Source organism: Zoogloea sp. GDB6 (assembly GCF_056724105.1).
Window position 1 is genome coordinate 4,674,774 of record NZ_CM161497.1, and the last position, 25,944, is coordinate 4,700,717.

The following is a 25,944-nucleotide window of genomic DNA, read 5'->3' on the forward strand; positions in this document are numbered from 1 at the left end:
CGCTCAGGCTCCTCGCACGCGCCGCTGCAAGGCCATGATCTTGGCCTGTACGTAGCCCTTGAGCTCACGGAACGGCACCGGTTTCGAATACAGGATGACGTCCGGAGGCAGCCCGCCCTGCTCGGCGATGTCTTCATCGGTCAGGCCACTGACCACCACGATGTCGAGATCCTGCAATTGGGGATCCGCGCGCAGGCGACGGATCATCTCGAACCCGTCGATACCGGGCATGCGCAAATCCGTGATCAGCAAATCAGGGGCCTCGCGGCCAATCTCGAGCAGGCCGTCAATGCCACTGGAAACCAGACGCACCTGAAGGGGCAGGCCCCATGAGGTGAACGTATGCTCATACAGCTTCTGCAGGATACGGTCATCCTCGGCAACCAGGACCATCAGAGCATTACCTGGTGCCCGTGCCTGCCCGCTCTGCCCGCCTCCCGCCATTGCGCGGGCCCGGAACTCCTCGATGGAGCTGACGCGAATCCGGCGATGCCCCCCCGCAGTCTTCCAGCCCTCGAGTTGGCCGTTCTCGACCATCTGCTGAACGGTCCCCAAGGACAAACCCAGGCGCTGGGCAGCTTCGGAGGTACTGCAATATTCCTTTTCAGGAGAGTCGGGCGTGGCGGCCATGGATCAATCGGGCAATACGGACAGCGGTTGCAAAAGATCTTATCAGTGTAGCCGGACATGACGAAAAGCTCACGATCAGTACGCCAGAAATGGGCGTAGGATCGCCAGTCCGCAAGATTTGAAGAGATCACCTAAAAAATCGTTTCCGTGAATATGCAATCCCACCCCTTCCGTTCGCCGTTGTCATTCCCAAGATGACAACCAGCACCTTCAGCCAAGCATACGGCAAAGATGGGGGCACAAGCGCGAAAACGTTGAAAAGACTGGCTTTGTCACAGCCGAACCTACCGCTTCGCATACTCGCGGGTTCGTGTTCACGACAAGGCGGCAGATTATGACCCACTTGTCGACGTTCACAAAATCACCGTGCGGAAAGTGGCCACTTATACTGGCAGGCCGCAGCGATGTGAGGCCGCCACCTTCTCAACCAGGGACGGATATCCGAGTGTGCTAATGCACGCAGATCGAAGCGGCCGGACGGGAGCACTTGCCGGACTAATGCTCATCGCATGGAGCGGATGGCTGGACCTGGGGTTCTCCCCCCTGGGCGCCCCCAGCAGCGGAGCCCTGGTCGGCTTCGCACTGGCAGGCGCCAGCCTGCTGGTAGCCAACATCCGCTTGCCGCGGGGAGAGACCCTGCAAACCCTGTTGGCCGTCGCCCTCGGCACCCTGGCCGCCCTGAGCCTGCTGCGCGCGCTGCAGACAGCCGCCACACCGACCGGCCTACCCTCACCGACCATCGCCATCGCGCTGGCCCTCGCAGCCGTCATGCTGGCCAGCCTCCCGAAGGCCAAGAGCCAGTTCCCCCATCTCGTCCTGCAGCTTCTACTGCAGTGGCTGTGTCTGCTGATCCTGCTCGGCAGTGCGGCCCAGTTGCTGAACGGCATCGTCGGCTTCGACCTCTTCGATTTCGCCGGACGCCACTTCGCCCTCGACTGGGCATCCGCGCTGGCCCTGACAATCCTCGCCGTCGGCCTGGGGCTGACCCTCTTGAGCCAGCCCGGGCTCCGCAACTTCTACCGCCACCGCCAGGACCGGCAAGTGCTCGCAGTAGGCAGTGCCATGCTGCTGATCGCCGCCATCGCCGCCTGGCTGATCGGCGTGGGGACCTTCGCCGGCCAGACCCTATCCTTGTTCCATCACACCCTGCAGTCCGCCCTGAGCGCCAACATGAGCGTCCTCGGCAGCGCGATCCGTCATGCCGCCACAGCGGCGGAGCAGGGCATCCAGCTGGCCCGCATGGAAAACCTCGTCCGACTCGGAATCAGTGGCCCGGTGCTGCACACCGAACTGCAGCGCATCCTGATCAGCGGCCGGGCCGCGGGTCTGAAGGCCCTGTGGGTCACCAGTGGCGACAGCAGGATCCTGGCCAGCACGGGTGAGCGTTCCAGCATTGAGCGCAACCGTCTGCGCATCGACCGCCGCACCTGGCTGTTCTGGAACGACGCCTACTGGATCGAAGTGCGCATCCCGGTCGACACCGGCGCGCTCGCGCCCAACGAGATCGTGGTCCAGGCACGCCTGGACCATCTCACCGACGTCCTCAATCACTCCGATCACCTCGGCCATTCCGGCGAACTCGTCGTGTGCAAATCCGGCGGCATGAATGTCGATTGCTTTCCAACCCGCCTCACACCTTACGTCTTCACCACGCCCAAGCTCGTGGATGGCGAGCGGATTCCGTCCGCCCGCGCACTGGACGGTGAACACGGCTTCGGCCTGTCCCGCGACTACCGGGGAAATGCCGTGCTCGCTGCCTACGCCCCGCTGCCCGAATTCGGGCTCGGCGTCGTGCAGAAGCTGGATACCGGCGACATCCACAACCTGCTGCTCGAACAGTTGCGGATCTCGGCGCTCCTGATCGGCATCCTGGTGCTGGCCGGCTCCGTACTCCTGTACAGCCGCATCAGCCCGGCGGTCAGCAAGCAGGCCCGCACCCGCCTGCACCTCAACGAGGCGCAGCGCATCGGACGCATCGGCAGCTGGGAATACGACATCGCCAGTGGCACCCTGGCGTGGACCCAGGATGCTGCCGAAGTGCTCGGCCTCGGCCCAGCGGTGGACCTGTCCACCCTCGACGCGGTCTTCGCACACATTCCCCACGAGCAGCACCAGGACGTCCGGCTGGCCCTCGGGGCTGCCCTCAACAGCGGCATGCCGCTGGACATCAAGCACCAGCTGACCATAGCCGACGGCAGCCGCCGCTGGGTTCACGTGCAAGGCAAGGTATTCCATCGTCCAGACGGCACCGCCCGCAACATCGTCGGCGTCACCCACGACATTACCGAGCACGTGCGCGCAGCGGATAAGATCCGCCGCCGCGACGTCTTCCTCAACGAAGCCCAGCGCATCGCCCACCTGGGCAGCTGGGAATGGCGCCTCGACACAGACGAGCAGCTGTGGTCCGACGAGTGCTTCCGGCTCTTCGGCTACGAGCCGAACGAAATTGCCGCCAGCCTGGAACAGTTCAAGCGTCTGGTCGTACCGGCGGACCTGCCCACCGTCCTCGCGCATATAGACACCGTGATCACGACCCGTCAGCCGTGCTCCTACCAGATGCGCATCCGGCGCCCCGACGGCGAGATCCGCTACCTGGACAGCCACGCCGAGCTCACCGCCGACGCCAACGGGCGCCGCCTACGCCTGATCGGCACCAACCTCGACATCACCGAACAGATCCGCGCCAAGACGCGGCTGGCCTACCTGGCACGCCTCTATGCCGTGCTCAGCAAGGCCAACCAGGCCATCGTGCGGATCCGCGACAACGACGAGTTGCGCCAGGCCCTGTGCCGCATCATGGTCGAGGACGGTGGCCTGGTGATGGCCTGGACCTGCCGCATGGAAGACGGCCAACCCACCCACATTACCCACTGGGGCCACGAGGACGGCTACATCGACGCGACGCTGGCGATCTACGCAACCCTGGCGAACGCTCAGGGCCCCACCCAACGCGCCTCGCGCGAAGGTCGCCACGTGCTGTGCGACGACATCGCCACCGACCCCGACATGCTTCCCTGGCGTGAGGCCGCACTTAAGCGCGGCTACCGTTCGTCGGCGGCCTTCCAGATCAGCCACCAGGGCGAAGTCACCCTCTTCAACCTGTACGCGCCGGAGCCCTACTTCTTCACCGCGGAGATCGTCGCCCTCCTCGACGATCTGTGCCAGGACGTGGCCTTCGCCTTCGACGCGGCCCACCAGAACGCCCAGCGCCAGAAGGCCGAAGCCGAGCTGCGTCAGCTCAACGAGGAACTGGAATGGCGGGTCGCCGAGCGGACCCGCGCGCTCGAAGACGCGAACCGCGAACTGGAGTCCTTCAGCTCAGCGGTGTCCCACGACCTGCGCGCACCGCTGCGCGGCATCGACGGCTTCAGCCAGGCCCTGCAGCGCCGCTACCAGGACCATCTCGACGATGCCGGGCGCGATTACCTCGACCGTGTGCGGCGCGCCGCCCAGCGCATGGGACGGCTCATCGACGACATGCTCAAGCTGTCCCGCGTGGCCCGCGGCCCCGTTCATCGCCAACAGGTGGATCTGAGCGCCATGGCCCGCCAGGTCCTGGATGAACTGCAACGCAACGATCCGGAGCGCCACGTCGAAATCCAGGTTCAGGACGGACTGACCGTCTTCGGCGACGCCGGCCTGCTGCGCATCCTGCTCGACAACCTGCTCGGCAACGCCTGGAAGTTCACCCGCCATACCCCGCAGCCGCAGATCAGCTTCGGCAGCCGGATGGAAGAGCAACGCCTGGTCTTCTTCGTCGCCGACAACGGCGCCGGCTTCGACCCCACCTACGCCCGCAAGCTGTTCAAGGAATTCCAGCGCCTGCATGCGGAGAGCGAGTTCGAAGGCACCGGCATCGGCCTCGCCACCGTCGAGCGGGTGGTGCGCCGCCACCACGGCAAGGTGTGGGCCGAAGGGGCTGTCGGCACCGGCGCGACGATCCACTTCACCTTGCCGCAGCGGGAAAGCGCAAGGGACAATAAGACCTGATGCCACGCTGCCACCTTTCATGAGCCCACCCGCCCGCCTGCACGTCCTGCTGATCGAAGATTCCCGCGATGACGCCGACCTGATCCTGCTGGAACTCGAAATGCACTGGCCGGACATCGTCTTCCAGCGGGTGGATGACGCAGCCCAGATGCGCGAAGCACTGGGCGCCCAGCCCTGGGACGTGGTCATCTCCGACTACCACCTGCCCCGCTTCGGCGCCACCGCCGCCCTTGAACTGCTGCATGAACTGGGCTGCGACCTGCCCTTCATCGCCGTCTCGGGCTTCGTCGGCGAGGAATCGGCCGCAGCGCTCATCAAGGCCGGCGCCTCCGACTTCGTCGTCAAGGACAATCTGCCGCGCCTGCAAGCCGCCATCGAGCGGGCCCTGCGCGAAGCGGCCATCCGGCGCGACCACGAACGCGCCCAGGAAGCCCTGCGCCTCAGCGAGAAGCGCCTGCGCGCCATCACCAATGCCGTCGGCGAGGCCTTGTTCACCACCGACGCCCATGGCGCACTGCTGTGGATGAACCCGGAAGCCGAGCGCCTGCTCGGCTGGTCCGAAGAAGAGCTGCTCGGCAAGCAGATCCATTTCATCATCCACCGCCCCGCGGCCGACGCGCCGCCGTCCGACCCGGCCTGCTGTGGCAGCCTGCTGGCGCTGCGCAGCGGCAAGACCCAGCACATCGAGGACGACATCTACCTGCACAAGGACGGCACGCCGGTGCCCGTCTCCTTCGTCGCCACACCGCTCATCGAAGACGGCCGCATCGTTGGCGCAGTCACCGCAGCCCAACCCATCGGCGCCCGCAAGCGCGTCCAGCAGGAACTGCTCGACGCCCGCCGCCGCTCCCAGGAGCTGTCGGCCCACCTGCAGTCGGTACGCGAGGAAGAGCGCACCCACATCGCCCGCGAGCTGCACGACGAGCTCGGCCAGCTGCTCACTGCCATCAAGATGGACGCAGGCTGGCTGCGCGCCCGCCTGCCCGCCGACGCCGATGCACTGCACGGCAAGCTCGCCGGCATGACCCAGCTGATCGACAGCACCGTCGACTGGGTGCGCCGCATGTCCTCCGAACTGCGCCCGGTGATGCTCGACGACCTCGGCCTGCGCGACGCCGTCGAATGGTTCCTGGAAGGCTTCGGCCACCGCCACGGCATCGACTGCAGCTTCGACGCCGCCGCCGCCGAAGATCTGCAGACCGACAAGCCCCGCGCCACCGCGGCCTTCCGCATCATCCAGGAATGCCTCACCAACATCGCCCGCCACGCCGCCGCCAGCCGCGTGCTGGTCTCCCTCGAGCGGGACACCGACGCCATCGACATCACCGTCAGCGACAACGGCCGCGGCTTCGATCCGGCCACCGCCGGCACCCGCTCATCCTTCGGCCTGCTGGGCATCCGCGAGCGGGCCGAAGCTCTGGGCGGCCACTGCGAGATCCGCAGCGCCCCGAGCCAGGGCACCACCATCTCGGTATGCATCCCCCTGGGTGCATCCACTCCCGACCACGAGGACAGCCCCCGATGATCCGTCTCATGCTGGCCGACGACCACAGCATCGTCCGCACCGGCCTCAAGCAGGTCCTCGGCGACGCGCCGGAATTCAGCGTGTGCGCCGAAGCCGCCACCGGCGACGAGGTTCTGGCCCAGGTCCGCCAATCGCCGCCCGACCTGCTGCTGCTCGACATGTCGATGCCGGGCCGCAGCGGCATCGAACTGATCAAGCAGTTGAAAAGCGAGTACCCCAAATTGCCGATCCTCGTCCTCAGCATGCACAAGGAAGAGCAGTATGCGGTGCGCGCCATCAAGGCCGGCGCCGCCGGCTACCTGACCAAGGAGCACGCCGGCGACGAGCTCATCGGCGCGCTGCGCAAGGTCGCCGGCGGCGGCGTTTACATCAGCCCGGCGGTCGCCGAGCGCCTGGCCCTCGAATACAGCGCCCGCCACAACGAACTGCCGCACACCACGCTGTCCGACCGGGAATACCAGATCTTCCAGATGATCGTCGCCGGCGCCACCATCACCGCCATCTCCGAACGCCTGTCCCTCAGCGTCAAGACCGTCAGCACCCACAAGTCGCGCATCCTGCAAAAGATGGGTATGAGCAGCAGCGCCGAGCTGATCCACTACGCCATCGAACACCAGCTCGTCGAGCTGCGCTGAAGCGCCCGCGGGCGACGCCATTCGCCCGTCGGCCACCGCCCGGGCGTCCGTGACAAATCAGGCCGCCGGCCGCGGCGCGCCAGCTGAAACCCTTCCCTTCTCCCCGCCGGCCCTAGGAATCCTCCTACAGGCAACCGGCCTCGTCCGACAAAAACTTTAAGCCTCCACCGATATTCGCCCTCCGCAGCGATCGGCACCATTGCGTCTGTAATCCAGGCGCATGACGGCGGCCCGCCCGACCAGCAGATGCGCGCAGACCAATGAGTGCGGCATCCCGTCCCTGCACCTGTGCAGACGGCGGCGCCGCCCGAGGAGAGCCCAGCAATGACGGTCAGCGGACCCATCGACAGCACGCCAGACACCCGCCTTCACGCCGGAGCACGGCCATGACACGTCTCGCCGCCTCGCCGCTGCTGGCCCTCGGCGCCGGCCTGCCCGGTGCCATCGCTGTCGCCGTGGTCGGTGCTCCCGCCTGGCCCACCTTCGTCACCGCCGGTGCCGCACTGCTGGTCGGCGGCGGCATCGGCTGGGCGATCCGCCACGGCCTGCGCCAGGACGCCGCCCGCGCCACCCAGCAACTCCATCGTGAAACGGAAACGACCCAAGTGGAAAAACTGACGCCCTACGTGGCCAGCCTCGACCAACTGGCCGAACGCCTGTTCCCCCTGTGGGGCCGCCAGATCGAGAGCGGCCGCTCCCAGATGGAAACCGCCGTGGTCGGCCTGACCCTCGCCTTCTCCGCCATCGTCGATCGCCTCGACGTATCGGTGCGCATTGCCGATGCGGCCTCCGGCGCCGCCGACGGCGAAGGCGGCCTGCTCGGCGTATTCACCCGCAGCGAAAGCCGCCTGCAGTCCCTGATCGAATCCCTGCAGACCGCCAACCGCCACAAGGAAGAGATGGTTGCCGAGGTAAAGCGCCTGCAGCAGTTCATCGTCGAGCTGCAGAAGATGGCGGTGGACGTCGCCGGCATCGCCGACCAGACCAACCTGCTGGCCCTCAACGCCGCCATCGAGGCCGCCCGCGCCGGTGAAGCCGGCCGCGGCTTCGCGGTGGTGGCCGACGAAGTGCGCAAGTTGTCCGGCCAGTCCAAGACCACCGGCGTCAACATGGGCAGCGCAGTGGATGCCATCAGCAAGGCCATCACCACCGCCGTTGCCAGCGCCGAGAGCACCGCCATCAATGACGCCCGCGCATTGCAGGCCTCAGAGGAGACCATCGGCGACGTGCTCGGCGGCTTCCGCAACATCATCGACGGCCTCGTCGAATCCAGCCACACGCTGCGCAACGAGAGCGCCGGCATCAAGTCCGACGTCTCCGAGGCCCTCGTCCAGCTCCAGTTCCAGGACCGCGTCAGCCAGATCCTCAGCCACGTCCGCGACAGCATCGACGCGCTGCCGGCCCAGCTGGCCGCCAGCCACGCAGACGTGGGCCGCGGCGGCTGGCCGCAGCCCCTGCCGGTGGACCGCATGCTGGCCAGCTTGTCCGGCAGCTACGCCACCGCCGAAGAACGCCAGATCCACGCCGGCGGCGGCACTGCCGCCGGTGACGACCCGTCAGAAATCACCTTCTTCTAGGAGTACATCCATGGCCAAAACCATTCTCGTGGTGGACGATTCCGCCTCCCTGCGCCAGGTCGTCAGCATTGCCCTGAAAGGCGCAGGCTACGACGTCGTCGAAGCCTGCGACGGCAAGGACGCCCTCGGCAAGCTCGACGGCCGCAAGGTGCACCTGGTCATCAGCGACGTGAACATGCCCAACATGGACGGCATCACCTTCGTCAAGGAGATGAAGAAGCTGCCCAGCTACAAGTTCACCCCGGTCGTCATGCTGACCACCGAAAACCAGGAAGCCAAGAAGGCCGAAGGCCAGGCCGCCGGCGCCAAAGCCTGGATGGTCAAGCCCTTCGCCCCGGCGCAGATGCTCAACGCCGTCTCCAAGCTGATCCTGCCCTGAGCGGCCGGCCGGCATCCAGGAAAGCGCCATGAGCCTCGACATCGCCCGGGACGACGGCCAGATCCGCGTCCGCTTCAGCGACGAGCTGAACATCTACACCGCCGCCGCCGTCAAGGACGCCCTGCTGGCCCTGCCGGCGGACGGCACGCCCTGCCGCCTCGACCTCGGCGACGTCATCGAAATCGACTGCGCCGGCCTGCAAGTTGTGCTGGCCGCGCTGCGCAGCCTGCCCGCCAGCACCCTTGAAGCCTGCAGCACGCCGGTACGCGACTGCTTCGCCCTGTGCGGCCTCGACGCGCTGCTGCCTGCCGCCCCCACCTCCAGCGGAGCCCAATGAACATGGACATCGATCAGGCCATCCCGACCTTCCTCCTCGAAGCCCGTGAACTGCTGGAACAGATGGAGGACGGCCTGCTGCAGATCGAGAACGGCGCGGGCGACGGCGAGACCGTCAATGCCATCTTCCGCGCCGCCCACACCATCAAGGGCTCGGCCGGCATCTTCGGCTTCGACGAGGTGGTCGGCTTCACCCACACCGTCGAGAACGTCCTCGACCGCGTGCGCAGCAACGAACTCACCATCGACCGCCCGCTGGCCGAACTGCTGCTGGCCAGCGGCGACCACATCGGCACCCTGCTGCAGCGCGTCGCCGACAAGGCCCACGGCCACGACCCGGTCGTCAATGCAATCGGCCACGACCTGCTCGGCCAGCTGGCCCGCTTCACCACCGCCAGCACGCTGCCGGCTCCGGCCACCAGCGCCGCGCCTGTCGCCGCACCTGCCGTGGAAAGCGACGGCGGCACCGCCGTCACTGGCAACTGGCACATCTCCCTGCGCTTCAGCCGGGAAGTCCTGCAGCACGGCATGGACCCGCTGTCCTTCATCCGCTACCTTGGCAGCCTCGGCGACATCGAAGGTATCGTCACCCTGCAGGACGCACTGCCGCCCTTCGGCGAGCTGGACCCGGAAGCCTGCTACCTGGGCTTCGAGATCAGCCTGAAGAGCGAAGCCAGCCACGCCGACATCGACGGCGCCTTCGACTTCGTGCGCGACGACGCCACCATCCACATCCTGCCGCCGCACAGCCCGCTGCAGGCCTACGCCGACATGCTGACGGCCCTGTCGCCGGAGCCGGCCACCCTCGGCGAAGCGCTGGTGCGCTGCGGCACCCTCGACGCCGCCGAGCTGGAACGGGCCCTGGCGCCCGCCCCCGCCGCGACGACGGCCCTCGTGCCCGTCATCGCCGACGAAACACCGGCCCTGCCCGCCGTCATCGATGCCGCCGTTCCCGCCACCAGCGCCAAGCCAGCCCGCGACAGCGGCCGCGCCAAAACCCTGCGCGTGGATGCGGACAAGCTCGACAAGCTGATCAACCTGGTCGGCGAGCTGGTCATCGCCGGCGCCGGCGCCAACATGATCGCCGGCCAGCTGAAGGCCCGCCGCATGCTCGAAGCCACCTCGACGATGGCACGCCTGATCGAGGAAGTCCGCGACAGCACCCTCAACCTGCGCATGGTGCAGATCGGCGAGACCTTCAACCGCTTCCAGCGCGTGGTGCGCGACGTCGCCCGCGACCTGGGCAAGGACATCCGCCTGGTCATCAACGGCGCCGAGACCGAACTCGACAAGACCATGGTCGAGAAGATCGGCGACCCACTGATGCATCTGGTGCGCAACGCCATGGACCATGGCATCGAGCCCGCCGAGCTGCGCGTGGCCCGCGGCAAGCCAGCGCAGGGCACGATCCGCCTCGACGCCCGCCACGACTCCGGCGGCGTGCTAATCGAAGTCAGCGACGACGGCAACGGCCTCAACCGCGAGCGCATCCTCAAAAAGGCTGTAGAGAAAGGCCTCGTCGGCCCCCAGCAGCACCTCTCCGACGAAGACGTCTACAAGCTTATCTTCGCTCCCGGCTTCTCCACCGCCGAGCAGCTCAGCAACATCTCCGGGCGCGGCGTCGGCATGGACGTGGTCAAGAAGAACATCGAAGCCCTGCACGGCAGCATCGAGATCGACAGCGTCGAAGGCCAGGGCAGCACGATGCGCATCCGCCTGCCGCTGACCCTCGCCATCATCGACGGCTTCCTGGTCGGCGTCGGCGACGCCTCCTTCGTGATCCCCCTCGATCAGGTGATCGAGTGCATCAAGCTGCCCGCCGTCGAACGCCAGACCGACCCGCGCCGCGACTACCTCAACCAGCGCGGCCAGATCCTGCCCTACACCCGCCTGCGCGACGCCCTCGACCTGCCGGCCGGCACCGACGGGCGCCATACCGACCGCAACCTGGTGGTCGTGCAGTACGGCGGCAAGCGCGCCGGGCTGGTGGTGGACAGCCTGCACGGCGAGATCCAGACCGTCATCAAACCCCTCGGCCGCGTCTTCAGCCGCGTCCAGGGCATCAGCGGGTCGACCATCCTGGGCAGCGGCGCCGTCGCCCTGATCCTCGACATTCCGCGCCTCCTGCAGCAGGTCATCGACCGCGCTGCCGCCTGAACCGTCATTTCCTGAATCCCCAGCCGGAGCACACACCCATGTTCAGCAATCTGAAAATCAGCCAACGCCTGGCCTTCGGGTTCGGGCTCGTCCTGATCCTGCTCGTCGCCATCGTCTATACGGGCACCACCCGCATGATGAGCATCAACGACAGCGTGCAGCAGATCACCTCCGTCAACAACGAGAAGACCCGTGTCAGCAACGCGATGGTGGACAACCTGCGCGACTCGGCGATCGCCCTGCGCAACCTGCTGCTGAGCCAGGACGACGGAGTCACCAAGACCGAAACGGCTCGCCTGGAGGCGCGCAAGAACAGCTACCAGGAAGGTGAAGCCGAGCTGGACAAGCTGCTGGCCGCCAACGCCAGCGACGAAGAGCGCGCCCTCGCCGCCAAGATCAAGGGTCTCAAGGAGACCGTGTTTCGCCTGCAGACCCAGGTGCTCGACGTCGCCCGCCAGGGCCGGATAGCGGAAGCCACCGAATTGCTGTTCAAGGAAGTCCGCCCGGCCCAGCGCGAATGGCTCGACAGCCTGGCCAAGTTCGTCGATGAAGAAACCAAGGCCACCGCAATCGCCGCCCGCAAGGCCAGCGACACCTACGACACCGCCCTGAAGAGCATGCTGGTGCTGAGCGCCATCGCCATCGTCATCGGCATTGCGCTGGCGATCAGCGTCACCCGCTCGATCACCGGCCCGCTGGCCCAGGCGGTAGGCATCGCACGCGCCCTCGCCGACGGCGACCTGACCACCCGCATCGAAGTGAGCCGCAAGGATGAAGCCGGCCAGCTGCTGCAGGCCCTGCAGGACATGGTCGAGAAGCTCTCCGACATCATCGGCCAGGTGCGCAGCACCGCCGACAACCTCGGCAGCGCCTCCGAAGAGGTCTCCGCCACCGCCCAGAGCCTGTCCCAGGCCACCAGCGAGCAGGCCGCCAGCGTCGAGGAAGTGTCGGCCACCGTCGAACAGGCCTCCGCCTCCATCAACCAGAACAGCGACAACGCCAGGCTCACCGACAGCATGGCCTCCAAGGCCGCCGAAGAAGCCGCCTCCGGCGGCGACGCCGTGTCCCAGACCGTCTCCGCGATGAAGGAGATCGCCGAGAAGATCGGCATCATCGACGACATCGCCTACCAGACCAACCTGCTGGCCCTCAACGCCGCCATCGAAGCGGCCCGCGCCGGCGAGCACGGCAAGGGCTTCGCCGTCGTCGCCGCCGAGGTGCGCAAGCTCGCCGAGCGTTCCCAGGAAGCCGCCCAGGAGATCGGCGAAGTCGCCGGCAGCTCCGTGCGCCTCGCCGACCAGGCCGGCCACCTGCTGCAGGCCATGGTCCCGGCGATCCGCAAGACGTCGGAGCTGGTGCAGGAGATCGCCGCCGCCTCCGAGGAGCAATCCGGCGGCGTCGGCCAGATCAGCGCCGCGATGCAGCAGCTCAACCAGGTCACCCAGCAGAACGCCTCCGCGTCGGAAGAACTGGCCGCCACCGCCGAGGAAATGAGCGCCCAGGCCGAGCAGTTGCAGCAGCTGATCCAGTTCTTCAAGACCGGCGGCACGGCCCCCAGCCTGCGTCAGCAAGCCCGCAGCGAAAAGAGCAGAAAGCGCGTGGTCACGAAATCCGACAGCCTGCCGGGCGAGCTGGCTGCCGCCGGCGCAAACCTGTCCCCGCAGGACTTCGTCCGCTTCTGAGCGGCCTGCCCCCAACCCCAACGGAGCCAGCGCATGCAGCCCAGACACGATCCCAGCACCGCCCTCGAGCACCCCGCCGAACGGGAGCAGTACCTCACCTTCAACCTCAGCGGCGAGCTGTTCGCCATCGGCATCCTGTCGATCCGCGAAATCATCGAGTACGCCCACCTGACCCAGGTGCCGATGATGCCGCGCTACATCCGCGGGGTCATCAACCTGCGCGGCTCGGTGGTACCGGTGGTGGACCTGCTGGCCCGCTTCGGCCAGGGCCTCACCGAACCCAAGCGGCGCACCTGCGTGGTGATCGTCGAGGTGGACAGCGAGGACGGCATCCAGCAGCTCGGCGTGCTGGTGGACGCCGTCAATGAGGTGCTGGAGATCCCGGCCACCGACGTGGAGCCGCCGCCGTCCTTCGGCGTGCATATCCGTAACGAATTCATCCGCGGCATGGGCAAGATCGGCGAGCGCTTCGTGATCCTCCTCGACGTGAGCCGCACCTTCTCGGTGGACGAACTGGCCGGCCTCGCTTCGGTCGCCGCCGGCGATCCCGAAATCCTCGCTGCCTGAACGGCAGCCCCTCACGCCCCCAAGGAACGACCGTCATGCAACTCAAGTCCTGGAAGGACATGGCCATCGGCAGCCGTCTGATCGCGGTTCAAAGCGCCCTGTCCCTGCTCATGGTGCTGCTCCTCGCGGGCGTCATCGGCCACTACGCCGAACGCTACCTCGAGGATCGCGGCATTGCCGAGATGCAGCGCACCACCCAGCGCCTGCTCGACATGATCGCCACTGCCGACGACAGCCTGCGCCTCGGCATGGAACGCAACCTGGCCCTCTACCGCGCGCCCTACAGCAGCCCGCTGAGCGTGGACGCCGGCCACCTGATCCCGTCCGGCAACCAGCAGCTGCCGCAGCTGAAGAGCGGCAACCTGGTCCTCAACAACGACAACGAGGCGGCCGACCGCTTCACCGCGCTCACCGGCCTCGTCGCCACCATTTCGGTGCGCCAGGGCGACGACTTCTTCATCGTCACCAGCTCCGGCAAGGATGCCAACGGTGTGCGCAACCTCGGCGCCCGCCTCGACCGCAAGCACCCGGCCTACGAGCGCCTGCTGCGCGGCGAAATCTACGCCGGCCCGTCCAAGCGCGACGGCATGTTCAACTACGCCTACTACCAGCCGATCAAGGACGCCCACGGCGCGATCATCGGCGCCTACGGCATCGGCATGAACATGACCGACGGCATGAAGAGCCTGCGCGACAAGTTCCTCGGCATGAAGATCGGCGAGACCGGCTACGCGGCGGTGCTCGACAACGGCTTCGACCCGGGCCTGGTCTACATCCACCCCGCCGCCGAGGGCAAGAACCTGCTAGGCGCCAAGGACTCCAGCGGCCGTGAGTTCATCCGCGAAGTGCTTGGCAAGAAGAAAGGCATCACTTTCTACCCCTGGTTCAACAAGGAACTCGGCGACACCGAACCCCGCGAGAAGGTCGCCGTGCATGATATGTACGCGCCGTGGGGCTGGGAGATCATGGTCACCACCTACCGGGACGAATTCACCCGCGAATCCCGCGCCCTGTCGGCGGTGATCCTTGGCGGCACCGCCCTGCTGGTGCTGGCCCTCAACCTGGTGCTGTACGGGATGATCCGCCGCCTGGTGCGCCGTCCGCTGCAGCAGGCCGTGAGCACCGCCCGGGTGATCGCCGGCGGCGACTTCACGACCCGCATCGAAGTGCATGGCAATGACGAGGCCGGCCAGCTGCTGGCCGCCCTGCGCGACATGAGCGAGAAGCTGTCCGACATCATCGGCCAGGTGCGCAGCACCGCCGACAGCCTCGGCAGCGCCTCCGAAGAGGTCTCCGCCACCGCCCAGAGCCTGTCCCAGGCCACCAGCGAGCAGGCCGCCAGCGTCGAGGAAGTGTCGGCCACCGTCGAACAGGCCTCCGCCTCCATCAACCAGAACAGCGACAACGCCCGCCTCACCGACAGCATGGCCTCCAAGGCCGCCGAAGAAGCCGCCTCCGGCGGCGACGCCGTGTCCCAGACCGTCTCAGCGATGAAGGAGATCGCCGAGAAGATCGGCATCATCGACGACATCGCCTACCAGACCAACCTGCTGGCCCTCAACGCCGCCATCGAAGCGGCCCGCGCCGGCGAGCACGGCAAGGGCTTCGCCGTCGTCGCCGCCGAGGTACGCAAGCTGGCCGAACGCTCCCAGGAAGCCGCCCAGGAGATCGGCCAAGTCGCCGGCAGCTCCGTGCGCCTCGCCGACCAGGCCGGCCACCTGCTGCAGGCCATGGTCCCGGCAATCCGCAAGACGTCGGAGCTGGTGCAGGAGATCGCCGCCGCCTCCGAGGAACAATCCGGCGGCGTCGGCCAGATCAGCACCGCGATGCACCAGCTCAACCAGGTCACCCAGCAGAACGCCGCGGCCTCCGAAGAGCTGGCCGCCACCGCCGAGGAAATGAGCGCTCAAGCCGAGCAACTGCAACAACTGGTGGCCTACTTCCGGACCGCAACGCCGGCCGGCCACCGCTGACAAGGACGTCAATGGAAATTCCGTCATCCACCGGAGGACACTCGCTGCAGTTGGTCGTGGAGATCAGCGCCGGCATCCGCCAGGTCACTGCCCTGTCCAGCCAGGTGAACCTGGTGGCCCTCAACGCGATGCTGGCCGCCAAGCAGGCCGGCAGCCAGGCCCGCGGCTTCGGCATCGTCTCCGGCGAGCTGCGCCAGTTCAGCGGCCAGCTCGACCGGCAGATGCACGAGCTCGGCGATTTCATCGGCGACCTGGTCCATTCGGTCGCCGAGTCGGCTCGCATCCGGCTGCACGTGGCCCATCTCGACCAGATCCCGGCCGCCATCCAGCCCCACCTGGCTGGCGCCGCCACGCGCATCGAAGCCCGCCAGGCACGCATCGACAGCGACGGCAGCGAGCGCTGGTTCGGCCTCGGCAACCGCCTCGACCACGCCCTGCGCCTGTGCAACACCGGCATCGCGCTGTCCCGTGCGGCCAAGATCGAGGCCGTCTATGGCCAGGCCTTGGCCGCCAGCCTGCGCCAGGTCGCCGACGAGATCGAAGACTCCATCGTCACCATCCTGCAGACCATCAAGCAGCTGCGTCGGGCCCTCGCCCACCACGCCGCCTAAGCCGGCCCTCCACGCCCGACAGGAACAATAATGAAAACAACCACCCCGATCTTCCAGGATGGCGCCCACCAATGGATCGTCGTCGCCCGCGACCCGAAGCGCCCGGACTACCTGATCGACACCAACGAATACCTCATCGTCGATGGCCAGCGCGCGCTGCTCACCGATCCGGGCGGCTCAGAGATCTTCTCGGCGGTCTTCTCGGCCCTCACCGCCGCCGTCGATCCGCGCCACATCGAAGCCCTGTTCGCCTCCCACCAGGACCCGGACATCATCTCGTCGCTGGCCCTGTGGCTGGAATTCAACCCGGCGCTCAAGTGCCACCTGAGCTGGCTGTGGTCGGAATTCGTGCCCCATTTCGGCGGCAAGGACGACACCTTCATCGACATCCCCGACGAGGGCTGTACGATCCGCCTCGGGCGCCTGAACCTGGAGGCCCTGCCGGCCCATTACCTGCATTCGTCCGGCAACTTCCACCTGTACGACCGCAAGGCCCGCATCCTCTTCAGCGGTGACGTGGGGGCCGCCCGCCTCACCGGCGACTACCCGCTGTTCGTCGAGGACTTCGACCAGCACATCCGCCAGGCCGAGGGCTTCCACCGCCGCTGGATGGGTTCGGCGGAAGCCAAGCGCGACTGGTGCGAGCGGGTCAGCCAGTTGCCGATCGACATGCTTTGTCCGCAACATGGCGCCATCTACCAGGGCGCCGACGTGATGCGCTTCATCAACTGGTTCGACGAGCTGCCGGTGGGCAGCGGCCTGCGCCGCGGAGGCAGCCCGCTGCACACCCAGGCGTGAGAAGATCGCCGACCATTCACTGTGAGCCCCTGCGCTGAGTGAGCAAAGCCATGCCCAAGGAGAACGCCGTGCTGCAGATCCTGCTGATCGAAGACTCGGACGACGACGCCGAGCTGCTGCGCCTGGCGCTGCTCGACAGCGCGATACCGGCCCAGCTCAGCCGTGTCGCCAACCGCGCCGGCCTGAGTGCCGCCTTGCGCGACGGAAGCTGGGACCTGATCGTCTGCGACCACCACCTGCCGGACCTGGACGCCCTCATCGCCCTCGACATGATCGGGGCCGCCGGCGGCGGCAGACCGGCGATGCCGGTGATCGTCATGTCGGGCACGATGGAGACCGCCGAGGCCGTGGAGGCCATGCACCGCGGCGCCCGCGACTGCATGGCCAAGCACGACCTGCCCAAGCTGCTGCCGATCCTCGAACGGGAGATCGCCCACGCCCGGGCCGAGGCGGAGCTGCGCACCGCGCGGGCCACGCTGCAGCAGCGCGCCGAACAGAACCCGGTCACCGGCCTGCCCAATCGGGCCCGCCTGGAACTGCACCTGGAAGCCCTGCTGCACGAGCAGGCCAACGCAGCCCTGCTGCTCATCGAGGTGGGGCGCCGCAGCCACGCGATCCGTGCCCTGCTGCCCGACGCCGGTCACAAACTGCAGCAGGAGATGGCCCGGCGCCTGGCCACGCAGGTCGGCCCCGAGGACTTTCTGGCCCACCTGGACGACGGCAGCTTTGCGCTGGCCCTGCCCCACTGCGACAGCGAGGCCAGCCTGGCCGCCATCGCCAAGCGCCTCAACCACAGCCTGGAGCCACCCTTCGAGCTCGGCGACTACCGCATCGCGATCAGCAGCCGCATCGGCGCCTGCCCGCGCCGTTCCAGCGACGCCGACGCAGAGCACATGCTGCTCGCCGCCACCGCCGCACTGCTGCAGGTGGAGGCGCGCCGCGGCGGCGCCTACAGCTTGTACACACCGGACATGCATCAGGTCGGCCAACGCCGGCTGATCCTGGAAAGCGCGCTGCACCAGGCCCTGCCCCGCCAGGAGTTCGAGCTGCACTACCAGCCCAAGGCCTCCATCTCGGACGGCCACGTGGTCGGCGCCGAAGCCTTGCTGCGCTGGCGGCACCCCACGCTGGGCCCGATCTCGCCACTGGAGTTCGTTCCCATCCTGGAAGACACCGGCCTCATCGTAGACGTAGGGCGCTGGGTCATCGAGGAGGCCTGCCGGCAGGCCTGTCGTTGGAGGGAAGAAGGCCTGCCGCCGATCAACATCGCGGTGAACCTGTCGGCCAACCAGTTCCACGAATCCGGCCTCACCGACACGATCCGCGACATCCTGGCCGAGACCCAGTTACCGCCCGAACGCCTGGTGCTCGAGATCACCGAGCGGGTCGCGGTCAACGGCGAGGCCGAGACGCTCGCCGTGATGGATGCGCTGCACCGCCTCGGCGTACGCATCGCCCTCGACGACTTCGGCGCGGACTATTCGTCGCTGGGCTACCTGAAGCGCTTTCCGATCGACTCCCTCAAGATCGACCGGATGTTCATCACCGACCTGGACGCCAGCGAGGCGGACCGCAACATCGTGCGGGCCATCGTCGCGATGGGCCACAGCCTCGGCCTGCGGGTCATCGCCGAAGGCATCGAAACCGAGTCCCAGCGCGCCTTCCTGGTCACCTGCGAGTGCGACGTGATGCAGGGCTACCTGTACAGCCGTCCGCTGACGGCCGCTGACTTCGCGCGCTTCCTCACCCTCGCGACCACTCAGCCCGCAGTCGCCGTCGAATAGCCCGGCTGCTGGCGGGGGCTCACCCGCAACTGCAGTGCCCGCTCCGGCCTCAGGGACACATGGAAGCGCAGCTGCGGCGGCGCCATGCCGTCGGGCGCCGACAGCACATAGCGCTGCAGGATCATCGCGGCGATCACCTTCATCTCGGTCAGCGCCAGATGCTGGCCGAGGCACACCCGGGGGCCGGCGCCGAAGGGCAGATAAGCACCGCGCGGAAACTCCGCCGCCTCAGGGCCGAAGCGCTCGGGCTGGAAGCGCAACGGCTCCGGAAACCAGCGCGCATCGCGGTGCATCAGCAGCACCGGCAGCATGAACATCGTCCCCGCCGGGAAATACCAGTCCCCCAGCGCAATCGGCCGGGTCGAACGCCGGCTGTTAAGCATCGGCGCCGTCGGATAGAGGCGCAACGTCTCCTGCACCGTCTGAGCCAGGTAGGGCAGCTGCGGCAGGTCGGCGGGGGATGGTGGGCAATCGCCAAGGCCACGCCGAACTTCCGCCGCCGCCATCGCCTGGGCCTCCGGATTGGCCGCCATGCACCACGCCCACCAGCTCAACGTCGCGGCGGCGGTTTCATGGCCGGCGAGGAAGGTCGTCATGCATTCGTCGTGCACCGCCTGCAGCGGCCAGGCCTGCCCGTTGTCCCGGTGCAGCCGCAGCAGGCGGGCCAACAGGTCATCGGGCCAAGCATCCTCCGGCAGTTTCAGGCGGGCCTGCAGATGGCGCTCGACGAGGCCGTTCAGCGCCGCCAGCGCCTGCCGCTTGTCGCGCTTCCAGGGCATCCAGTCGGGCGCGCTGACCGGCCAGTAGAACTCTGCATTGGCCACCGCACTGACCGTGCGCACCGCCTCCTCGGCCACCCGTGCCTCGTCGCCGATCTCGCTCGAGAAGAGCATGCGCAGGATCACGTCCATCGTCAGCGAAGTCAGCGCGCTCTCGATCTGCCACGGCGTGCCATCCGCCGGCCAACGATCCAGCGCCGCGGCCGTGGCGGCAGCAATGGTCGGCACGAAGGCCTCCACGGCCTTGCCCGAGAAAGCCGGCTGCAACGCATGGCGCTTGTCCTTCCAGGCCTTCCCTTCGGCGATGAATACGCTGTGCCCATGGAGCTGGGCAAACACGCGCATGCCGCGCTCCCAACGGATCAGCGCATCGTGGTGGCTGACCAGCAGCTCGCGCGCCAGCTGGGGATCGGTGACGATGACCTGGTGCTCCGGCCAGATGCGCAGATGTACCACGTCGCCGAACTGCGCCTGCCAGGCGGACAGCTCGCCGAACAGATCTCGCGACATGCGCCGCAGCAGGCTCCAGCCCGTAACGCCAGCGGTGGGGCCCGGAGGCCAGGATCCCGGCGCGCCGGACAGCGGCGCCGGGGACGAAGAACCCGAATGGATCGGGCAGCGGGGCGAGGTCGGTGTGTTCATGGCGGCCATTCTTGATCCGCCCAACGGGGCCGTCTTGAACGCAAACGACATGTCCACAACGGCAGCGCTGCCTATACTGTCGGCCCATGTCCCCGTGCCCGCCGCCCTCCGCCGCCTGCCCCCATCCGCTGACCCGCGCGCCGCGGCGGCCTGCCGACGATCCGGCCCCATGGTCCCGGCTGTACCCCGCCCCGCCAGCCCTGCAGGGGGCCATCGTGGCGGTGCTGTGTCGCGACACCCGCGGCGTCGCCCTCAGCGACGCCCAGCGCCTGTCACACTTCCCGGCCTCGCCGCTGATCTCCCTGTCCTGGTTCCAGGAGATGGATGTCGGACTCGTCGAGCCGGACGCGGACCGCGGCCGCTGGACCCCTTTCGGCAAGCCGGTGGTCATCTCCGGCAGCCAGTCCCGCCCACGGGTAAGCTGGGCGCCAACCTGCGGGCGCGGCGGCGTGGTGTGCTTCACCCCCGATGTGGCGCGGGCCCTGTTCGACCTGGACCTGAGCGCCATCCACGACCGCTTCGTCCCCGCCGACGCAGTGCTGGACGCCCGTTGGCGCCCCTTTCTCGACGCACTGGCCCACGCCCCCGACGATGCCGCCACGCTGGCCGTGCTGGAAGAACACCTGGCCCCCCGCTGGCAGGCCCTGCAGGGGCGCAGCTCAGCCACGCCGTCGCTACGCCAGCTCGGCCGCCACTGGGTCGAGCGCCTCGCCCTGCAGGCCCGCGACTGGCGGCAGACCCACAGCCCGCGGCAGGTCGAACGGCGCATCAAGACCTTCAGCGGACGCTCCCTGCGCGAATGGCAGGCCCTCGTGCGCACCGAAGGCGTCTTCTTCGCGGCGCGGGAACGCTACGAGAACGGCCGCCCCTTCGAATGGGCCGCCCTCGCCCAGGACGAAGGCTTCGCCGACCAGGCCCACATGAGCCGCGAATCCCGCCGCATCACCGGCTTCGCCCCCACGGAATTCGCCCGCCGCTTCATCGAGGATGAGTCGTTCTGGATGTATCGGTTATGGGTGTGAGGGGCCGGTGATCCAGCCCGTTCCTCCTGTTGCCTACCCAACCGGCAACGCCGCAAGGCGCTGTTTCTCCACCAGCGCAGCCATCAACTCCTGTGTTTCTGCGTCAGCCACTTGAGCAGCATCTCGAACAGCTTCGCGGGCTCCACGGGCTTGATCAGAAAATCGTTCATACCAGCCTCCAGGCAGGCTCTGCGATCTTCGCTGAAAGCATTCGCAGTCATTGCCAGGATGGATACAGCCTGCCGGTTTGGCAGCTTACGGATCGCCCGCGTGGCTTCCAGTCCATTCATGACCGGCATCTGCATGTCCATCAAAATCAGGTCGTAGTCAGTTTCGGTCGCCATGTCGAGCGCCTGCTTACCATCAGCTGCCGTGTCGATCCTCCAGCCGATGTCTTCAAGCAGATTCAGCTCGACTTCACGATTCAAGGGCTCATCATCAACCAGCAGCAAGCGTGCTTTGTGATGGTCGCGCCGTAGCTGGGCAGTGATATCCGGCTCTGCAGCAGCAGGTGTTGCCACCCCGGAGGGTTTCGTATTCAGCAGGGCATCCAGGCTTGTCCGCAGCGCCGCATCCAGCGCGGCTGTAGACAAAGGCTTGAGCAGAACCTCGTCGAAGCCAGCGATGCGTGCATCAACCGCGATGGTCTCGTTACCCGACGCGGTCACTAGCCAGCTAACGGGAAAGTGCTGCAACTCCTGCTGGTTCATTGTGGCCAGAACTTCGAAACCGCTCATGTCGGGCATGTTCAAATCTATCAGCACCAAGTCGAAGGGCTGGCCCTCCCGGTCCGCTGTCATGATGACTGCGAGCGCCTCTGTGCCCGAGGCCACGGCTTCGCTGTCGACACCGACCGTACGCAGCAACTGGACATGTACCAGGCGCGATACCGGCGTGTCGTCGACCACCAACGCACGCAGTCCTTCCAACTCGGCAATTCGGCCGTACGCCGCGCTCTTGCTGACCCGTGCCAGACGGGCTGTCAGCCAGAACGTGCTTCCCGCACCTGGCGTGCTTTCGACACCGGCCTCTCCGCCCATCAAATTCGCAAGGCGGCGGGTAATCGTCAGGCCGAGACCGGTACCGCCGTATTTGCGCGTGGTCGAATTATCGGCCTGCTCGAAGGCATGGAACAGGCGCGCCAACACCTCAGGAGCGATACCGATGCCAGTGTCCTGCACCTCGAAGCGCAGAAGAGCATCGTCAGCAGCCTCCTCGACCAGCCTGACGCGCAGGGTAATGACCCCGCGCTCGGTAAACTTGACCGCGTTGCCCAGATAGTTCAACAGGGCCTGCCCCAGGCGCGATGCATCGCCATTGAAAAAGCTGAGTCCTGGCTGGATGTCGATCGCCAGTTCCAGGCCTTTCTCACGTACCTGATCCATCAACATCGAGCAGATGCGGTTCAGCAGCGCTTCGAGTTCAAAGTTGGATTTCTCCAGCACCAGTTTGTCGGCCTCGATCTTCGACACATCGAGGATGTCGTTGATGACACCCAGCAGGTGGTCGGCCGAAGAGGCGATCTTGCCCAGTTTGTCGTCCTGCTCCGGCCGCGGCGAGGCACGACGCAGGAGGTGGGTGAGGCCAACGATGGCGTTCATCGGCGTACGCAGTTCGTGGCTCATGTTGGCAAGGAAGGTACTTTTGGCCCGACTCGCGGCTTCGGCGACGTTCTTGGCTGCGGTAAGTTCTGCAGTACGCGCCTCGACCAGTTCCGCAAGGTGGAAACGGTGTTGCTCAAGCTCGGCAACAGCACATTTATGTTCCGTCAGATCTTCAACAATTGACCAGATCAGCTCCCGTCCTCGTGCGTCGTGCACCGCGATGCCGTTAAGCAATACGGGGTAGCGGCACCCGTCCTTGCGGATGAACTCCTTTTCGTAAGGGCCGTAGCGACCGGTCCTTTTCAAACTCTCCAATTGTTGCTTTTCCTGAGCCTCGTACTCCTTGGGCGTGAGGTCCCAGTAACAGAGGGACGTGAACTCCTTCTGGGTATAACCTGCTGGGGCATACAGCGCGCTATTGATTTCAAGAAATGCGCCCGTTTCAAGATCATTCAGCGCAATACCGATCGGAGCAAGCTCAAACAGGCGGCGTAGTTGGGTTTCGCTTTGTTCAAGGGCAGCCTCGGCCTGCTTGCGGTCGGAGATGTCCATGCCGATGACCGTGACCAGACGTCTTTCGCCAACCCGTACCGGCAAGGCGTGGAAAAGGTCCGTGATCCAGGTTCCATCGGGTCTTGGATGTACCGCTTCAAGGCTGGCCATGCTGCCGTTGAGCGCACGATCCAGCACCGCATTCAACTTGACCTTGTCGGCCTCGGTCCACCAAGGGGTATCAATAAAGCGTCGGCCGATGACCTTCTCGGCGGGCATCTCAATGATGTCCAATGCGTTCCGGTTAACCTCGATCAGTCTGAGGTTCTCGTCCAGGACTCCGATGAGAAAGTCCGAGTGATCGAACAGTGAGCTGAATACGGCCTCGCGATAGACCAATTCGTTCGTACGTTGGCTCAGCAATTCCTCGCTGGCTCGCAATTGCTGTTCGTGGCGGCGGATAACGTCGAGACGGCGTTGCCTTTGCAAGAACAAGGCTAACAACAGCAGTAAGGTAACCCCCAAGAAGAAGATCAATATGGCTGCCATCAGATATTGACTCAACACAGCATCAACGCGGGAAACGTCAAGCGGCAAGGCGGAAGAACTCCGTTCCGAGACCAAGCTCCCCAAAGGCAAGCGCTCTGTCATGTTCGCAATACTGCCGAGTAAGTACAAAACCGCCGCCGCCATGAGGATGACAACGAAGACCGGAAGCAAGAGGCCCTTGAATCTGCCGAATTGACTCATGGCGTAGATGCAGACCAGTTTGTCTCGTCAGATATCAAACCTGGAAACGTTCGATCTTGCCTTTCAGTCCGTGGGCAATGAGTTCCAGTTGATCAGCTGTTTCCGCCGTGCCCCGCATGGTTGAAGAGGTTTCCTCAACCATCTGGGCAATGGTCTCGACACGTTGGGCGATCGAGGTGCTCGCCGAGCTCTGTTCCCGGGTGGCATTGGCCACTTCGCGGATGCGTCCCAGGGTACGGCCAGCCCCGACTTCAATGGCACGCAGGGAATCGGAGGCTGAACCGGCCAGTTCGACACCTTGTTCGACCTCCGGTAGTGCGGAGTTCATGGCCGAGACGGCGCCGATGGTGTCCTTCTGAATGCCGACGATCATCTGCTCGATCTCGATGGTCGCCGATGATGTCCGTTCGGCGAGCTTTCGGACTTCGTCCGCCACCACGGCAAAGCCGCGTCCCTGCTCACCGGCGCGGGCCGCCTCGATGGCGGCATTGAGGGCCAGCAAATTGGTCTGCCCGGCAATGTCCTTGATGACGTTGGCGATGGACGAAACCTGCTTGGTCCGATCTTCCAGTTCGTGAATCTGCCGGGCGGCTTCGGCAACCGTCGCCGCAATCTTCTGAATGGCAATGGTCGCCTGTTCAACCCGCTGGCTGCCTTCGGCGGCTTCTGTCATTGCAGCAAGCGAATCCTGTTCGGTATCGCTGGCGCTTGCCGAAATGTGGTTGGAACTGACGGTCAGTTCTTCAATGGCTGCAGCCATGGCAGATGTTGCATCGGCCTGGTGTTCGGCAGCGAGACTGACTTCCCGGGAGGCGACGCTGATCCGTTCCGCATTTTGTACCACGTCGTTGGCACCCGTGTTGATCTCCTTGACCAACTCTCGCAACGCGCTGACCATGGAGCCAAGGGCGGTCATTAACATCCCCGCTTCATCGTTGCCTCTAGCCTCAATTTCTTCAGTCAAATCACCGCTGGCGACCCGTTGGGCAGCAGCGATCGCCGTTGCTAACGGCTGCAAGGTGCGTTGCCGCAAGCTGATTGCGGTGGCCATCAGAATCGCTGCGCCGATGAGCGAAAGAATGGAGACCGTGATCTTGATGAAACGCGCTGCGTCCGACGTCAGGGGCGCAAATTGAATCGAGTTCTCGAGAATGGCGTTCATTCCCGGACGTAACTGAACGGCCAGTTCTCTTGGCATTGCTCCCGCTTTGATCGAATAGGCTGCAAGGACGCCTTCCATGCCTTCGACATCGCTGATGTCCTTTTTTGGCAGATCGATCAAGGGGCCGAAACCTAACGCGCGGAATAGAAACTGTTCAAAGGCAAAGATCTCGTTGTCGGCTTCAACAGCGGTCTTACGTGTCTGCTTCAATTGATCGGCGATGTCCTCGATACGCGTATTGCCAGCGTTCTTCGCTTCGTTCTCAACGTTGGCGAGTGCCGCATCGATACGCAGCGCCAGTTCCATGTGATTGCGCTCAAGAAAATGGAATGTCGCCGCCTTGCCCATGAGGCGCACTCCATACAGCGATGTCACGATAACGACAGCAATCGTTCCCAGCGCAATCGAAAAACGCTTCCGCAGCGTCCAACCGCCGGCCGAGGTATTTGAAGTCATTTCCCCCCTCCCATCTCACACAACGACAAATCGCCAGAAATTGGCAATTGTTTTTATGGTCTGCCATTCGCCAAGTACTGCATGGCAACGGCCCTTGACTAATCTGCCTGCTGTGTGCCCAACGACAATTTCATTCGCCGAGGGATCAAAGAATCAAGTCTTCGCCGGAATCGATCTCAGTGACTGAGACATCAGCCACTCGGCTACGGCGCCTGAACGTTCAGCCCCCTGATCTTCTCTTCGTCAAATCCATTGAGCCAATCAACGCTCTCGCCTCACGTGGAAATTTATCCGGGATGGACAAAGAAACAGTAACAACTTGAAGCACGGCTCCGCTTACTTTCGATCAGAGCTTATCGAACTGGACGAGCAGTGGATATCTACCAAAACCGG

The 25,944-nt window shown here is 65.7% G+C and carries 18 protein-coding genes; 14 read left to right on the top strand and 4 right to left on the bottom strand.

The features are described from left to right. Positions 1–3: 3 nt before the first annotated feature. Complete coding sequence (locus AC1PQG_RS21355) at positions 4–630, bottom strand: response regulator (RefSeq protein ID WP_481119754.1); 627 nt, start codon at positions 628–630, stop codon at positions 4–6. Between the two features lie 498 nt (positions 631–1,128). Between AC1PQG_RS21355 and AC1PQG_RS21360 the strand changes: the two genes are divergently transcribed. The 13 genes from AC1PQG_RS21360 (at position 1,129) to AC1PQG_RS21420 (ending at position 18,644) form a co-directional block, all read left to right on the top strand. Beyond that, positions 1,129–4,620, top strand: a complete 3,492-nt coding sequence (locus AC1PQG_RS21360; protein WP_481119755.1) for a PAS domain-containing sensor histidine kinase — start codon at positions 1,129–1,131, stop codon at positions 4,618–4,620. A 19-nt stretch (positions 4,621–4,639) separates the two neighbouring features. After that, positions 4,640–6,145, top strand: a complete 1,506-nt coding sequence (locus tag AC1PQG_RS21365; protein ID WP_481119756.1) for a PAS domain-containing sensor histidine kinase — start codon at positions 4,640–4,642, stop codon at positions 6,143–6,145. Next, positions 6,142–6,780: a response regulator gene (locus AC1PQG_RS21370; protein WP_481119757.1), complete on the top strand. Its 639-nt coding sequence runs from the start codon at positions 6,142–6,144 to the stop codon at positions 6,778–6,780. The genes AC1PQG_RS21365 and AC1PQG_RS21370 overlap by 4 nt, the downstream gene beginning before the upstream one ends. A gap of 899 nt (positions 6,781–7,679) precedes the next feature. After that, positions 7,680–8,357: a methyl-accepting chemotaxis protein gene (locus AC1PQG_RS21375; protein WP_481123041.1), complete on the top strand. Its 678-nt coding sequence runs from the start codon at positions 7,680–7,682 to the stop codon at positions 8,355–8,357. Between the two features lie 10 nt (positions 8,358–8,367). Further along, entirely contained in the window at positions 8,368–8,736 is a 369-nt protein-coding gene (locus tag AC1PQG_RS21380) for a response regulator (RefSeq protein ID WP_481119758.1), read from the top strand. A gap of 28 nt (positions 8,737–8,764) precedes the next feature. After that, positions 8,765–9,073 carry an STAS domain-containing protein gene (locus AC1PQG_RS21385; protein ID WP_481119759.1) on the top strand — a complete coding sequence of 103 codons (309 nt, stop codon included), beginning with the start codon at positions 8,765–8,767 and terminating at the stop codon, positions 9,071–9,073. Positions 9,074–9,075: 2 nt separating this feature from the next. Continuing rightward, on the top strand, positions 9,076–11,229 hold the full coding sequence (locus AC1PQG_RS21390) for a chemotaxis protein CheA (RefSeq protein WP_481119760.1): 2,154 nt from the start codon (positions 9,076–9,078) through the stop codon (positions 11,227–11,229). Between the two features lie 38 nt (positions 11,230–11,267). Next, complete coding sequence (locus AC1PQG_RS21395; protein ID WP_481119761.1) at positions 11,268–12,911, top strand: methyl-accepting chemotaxis protein; 1,644 nt, start codon at positions 11,268–11,270, stop codon at positions 12,909–12,911. A gap of 33 nt (positions 12,912–12,944) precedes the next feature. Further along, a complete protein-coding gene (locus AC1PQG_RS21400; RefSeq protein ID WP_481119762.1) occupies positions 12,945–13,478 on the top strand; it encodes a chemotaxis protein CheW in 534 nt (177 codons plus the stop codon). Positions 13,479–13,513: 35 nt separating this feature from the next. After that, on the top strand, positions 13,514–15,451 hold the full coding sequence (locus AC1PQG_RS21405; protein WP_481119763.1) for a methyl-accepting chemotaxis protein: 1,938 nt from the start codon (positions 13,514–13,516) through the stop codon (positions 15,449–15,451). A gap of 11 nt (positions 15,452–15,462) precedes the next feature. Next, the gene (locus AC1PQG_RS21410) at positions 15,463–16,062 is read left to right on the top strand and encodes a methyl-accepting chemotaxis protein (RefSeq protein WP_481119764.1); all 600 of its coding nucleotides are present in this window, start codon (positions 15,463–15,465) and stop codon (positions 16,060–16,062) included. A 30-nt stretch (positions 16,063–16,092) separates the two neighbouring features. Then, positions 16,093–16,860 carry an oxygen-binding di-iron domain-containing protein gene (locus AC1PQG_RS21415; protein ID WP_481119765.1) on the top strand — a complete coding sequence of 256 codons (768 nt, stop codon included), beginning with the start codon at positions 16,093–16,095 and terminating at the stop codon, positions 16,858–16,860. Between the two features lie 50 nt (positions 16,861–16,910). Continuing rightward, positions 16,911–18,644, top strand: coding sequence for a putative bifunctional diguanylate cyclase/phosphodiesterase (locus tag AC1PQG_RS21420; protein WP_481119766.1), 1,734 nt, complete (start codon positions 16,911–16,913; stop codon positions 18,642–18,644). Here AC1PQG_RS21420 and AC1PQG_RS21425 read toward each other — a convergent pair. Then, entirely contained in the window at positions 18,620–20,065 is a 1,446-nt protein-coding gene (locus AC1PQG_RS21425; protein ID WP_481119767.1) for a cytochrome P450, read from the bottom strand. The genes AC1PQG_RS21420 and AC1PQG_RS21425 overlap by 25 nt on opposite strands. A gap of 86 nt (positions 20,066–20,151) precedes the next feature. Between AC1PQG_RS21425 and AC1PQG_RS21430 the strand changes: the two genes are divergently transcribed. After that, the gene (locus tag AC1PQG_RS21430; protein ID WP_481119768.1) at positions 20,152–21,087 is read left to right on the top strand and encodes a helix-turn-helix domain-containing protein; all 936 of its coding nucleotides are present in this window, start codon (positions 20,152–20,154) and stop codon (positions 21,085–21,087) included. 83 nt (positions 21,088–21,170) lie between these two features. On the opposite strand, the gene AC1PQG_RS21435 is transcribed toward AC1PQG_RS21430, so the two are convergent. Both AC1PQG_RS21435 and AC1PQG_RS21440 read right to left on the bottom strand, forming a co-directional pair. Next, a complete protein-coding gene (locus tag AC1PQG_RS21435) occupies positions 21,171–23,933 on the bottom strand; it encodes a response regulator (RefSeq protein ID WP_481119769.1) in 2,763 nt (920 codons plus the stop codon). Positions 23,934–23,967: 34 nt separating this feature from the next. After that, positions 23,968–25,551, bottom strand: coding sequence for a methyl-accepting chemotaxis protein (locus AC1PQG_RS21440; protein WP_481119770.1), 1,584 nt, complete (start codon positions 25,549–25,551; stop codon positions 23,968–23,970). Positions 25,552–25,944 lie beyond the last annotated feature (393 nt).

What these genes read in the sequence shown, in the direction of transcription:
- AC1PQG_RS21410 (WP_481119764.1), top strand. Translation starts at nt 15,463, where the DNA reads ATGGAAATTCCGTCATCCACCGGAGGACACTCGCTGCAGTTGGTCGTG.
- AC1PQG_RS21365 (WP_481119756.1), top strand. Translation starts at nt 4,640, where the DNA reads ATGAGCCCACCCGCCCGCCTGCACGTCCTGCTGATCGAAGATTCCCGC.
- AC1PQG_RS21420 (WP_481119766.1), top strand. Translation starts at nt 16,911, where the DNA reads ATGCCCAAGGAGAACGCCGTGCTGCAGATCCTGCTGATCGAAGACTCG.
- AC1PQG_RS21390 (WP_481119760.1), top strand. Translation starts at nt 9,076, where the DNA reads ATGGACATCGATCAGGCCATCCCGACCTTCCTCCTCGAAGCCCGTGAA.
- AC1PQG_RS21435 (WP_481119769.1), bottom strand. Translation starts at nt 23,933, where the DNA reads ATGAGTCAATTCGGCAGATTCAAGGGCCTCTTGCTTCCGGTCTTCGTT.
- AC1PQG_RS21395 (WP_481119761.1), top strand. Translation starts at nt 11,268, where the DNA reads ATGTTCAGCAATCTGAAAATCAGCCAACGCCTGGCCTTCGGGTTCGGG.
- AC1PQG_RS21425 (WP_481119767.1), bottom strand. Translation starts at nt 20,065, where the DNA reads ATGAACACACCGACCTCGCCCCGCTGCCCGATCCATTCGGGTTCTTCG.
- AC1PQG_RS21405 (WP_481119763.1), top strand. Translation starts at nt 13,514, where the DNA reads ATGCAACTCAAGTCCTGGAAGGACATGGCCATCGGCAGCCGTCTGATC.
- AC1PQG_RS21380 (WP_481119758.1), top strand. Translation starts at nt 8,368, where the DNA reads ATGGCCAAAACCATTCTCGTGGTGGACGATTCCGCCTCCCTGCGCCAG.
- AC1PQG_RS21385 (WP_481119759.1), top strand. Translation starts at nt 8,765, where the DNA reads ATGAGCCTCGACATCGCCCGGGACGACGGCCAGATCCGCGTCCGCTTC.
- AC1PQG_RS21400 (WP_481119762.1), top strand. Translation starts at nt 12,945, where the DNA reads ATGCAGCCCAGACACGATCCCAGCACCGCCCTCGAGCACCCCGCCGAA.
- AC1PQG_RS21375 (WP_481123041.1), top strand. Translation starts at nt 7,680, where the DNA reads ATGGTTGCCGAGGTAAAGCGCCTGCAGCAGTTCATCGTCGAGCTGCAG.
- AC1PQG_RS21360 (WP_481119755.1), top strand. Translation starts at nt 1,129, where the DNA reads ATGCTCATCGCATGGAGCGGATGGCTGGACCTGGGGTTCTCCCCCCTG.
- AC1PQG_RS21370 (WP_481119757.1), top strand. Translation starts at nt 6,142, where the DNA reads ATGATCCGTCTCATGCTGGCCGACGACCACAGCATCGTCCGCACCGGC.
- AC1PQG_RS21415 (WP_481119765.1), top strand. Translation starts at nt 16,093, where the DNA reads ATGAAAACAACCACCCCGATCTTCCAGGATGGCGCCCACCAATGGATC.
- AC1PQG_RS21430 (WP_481119768.1), top strand. Translation starts at nt 20,152, where the DNA reads ATGTCCCCGTGCCCGCCGCCCTCCGCCGCCTGCCCCCATCCGCTGACC.
- AC1PQG_RS21355 (WP_481119754.1), bottom strand. Translation starts at nt 630, where the DNA reads ATGGCCGCCACGCCCGACTCTCCTGAAAAGGAATATTGCAGTACCTCC.
- AC1PQG_RS21440 (WP_481119770.1), bottom strand. Translation starts at nt 25,551, where the DNA reads ATGACTTCAAATACCTCGGCCGGCGGTTGGACGCTGCGGAAGCGTTTT.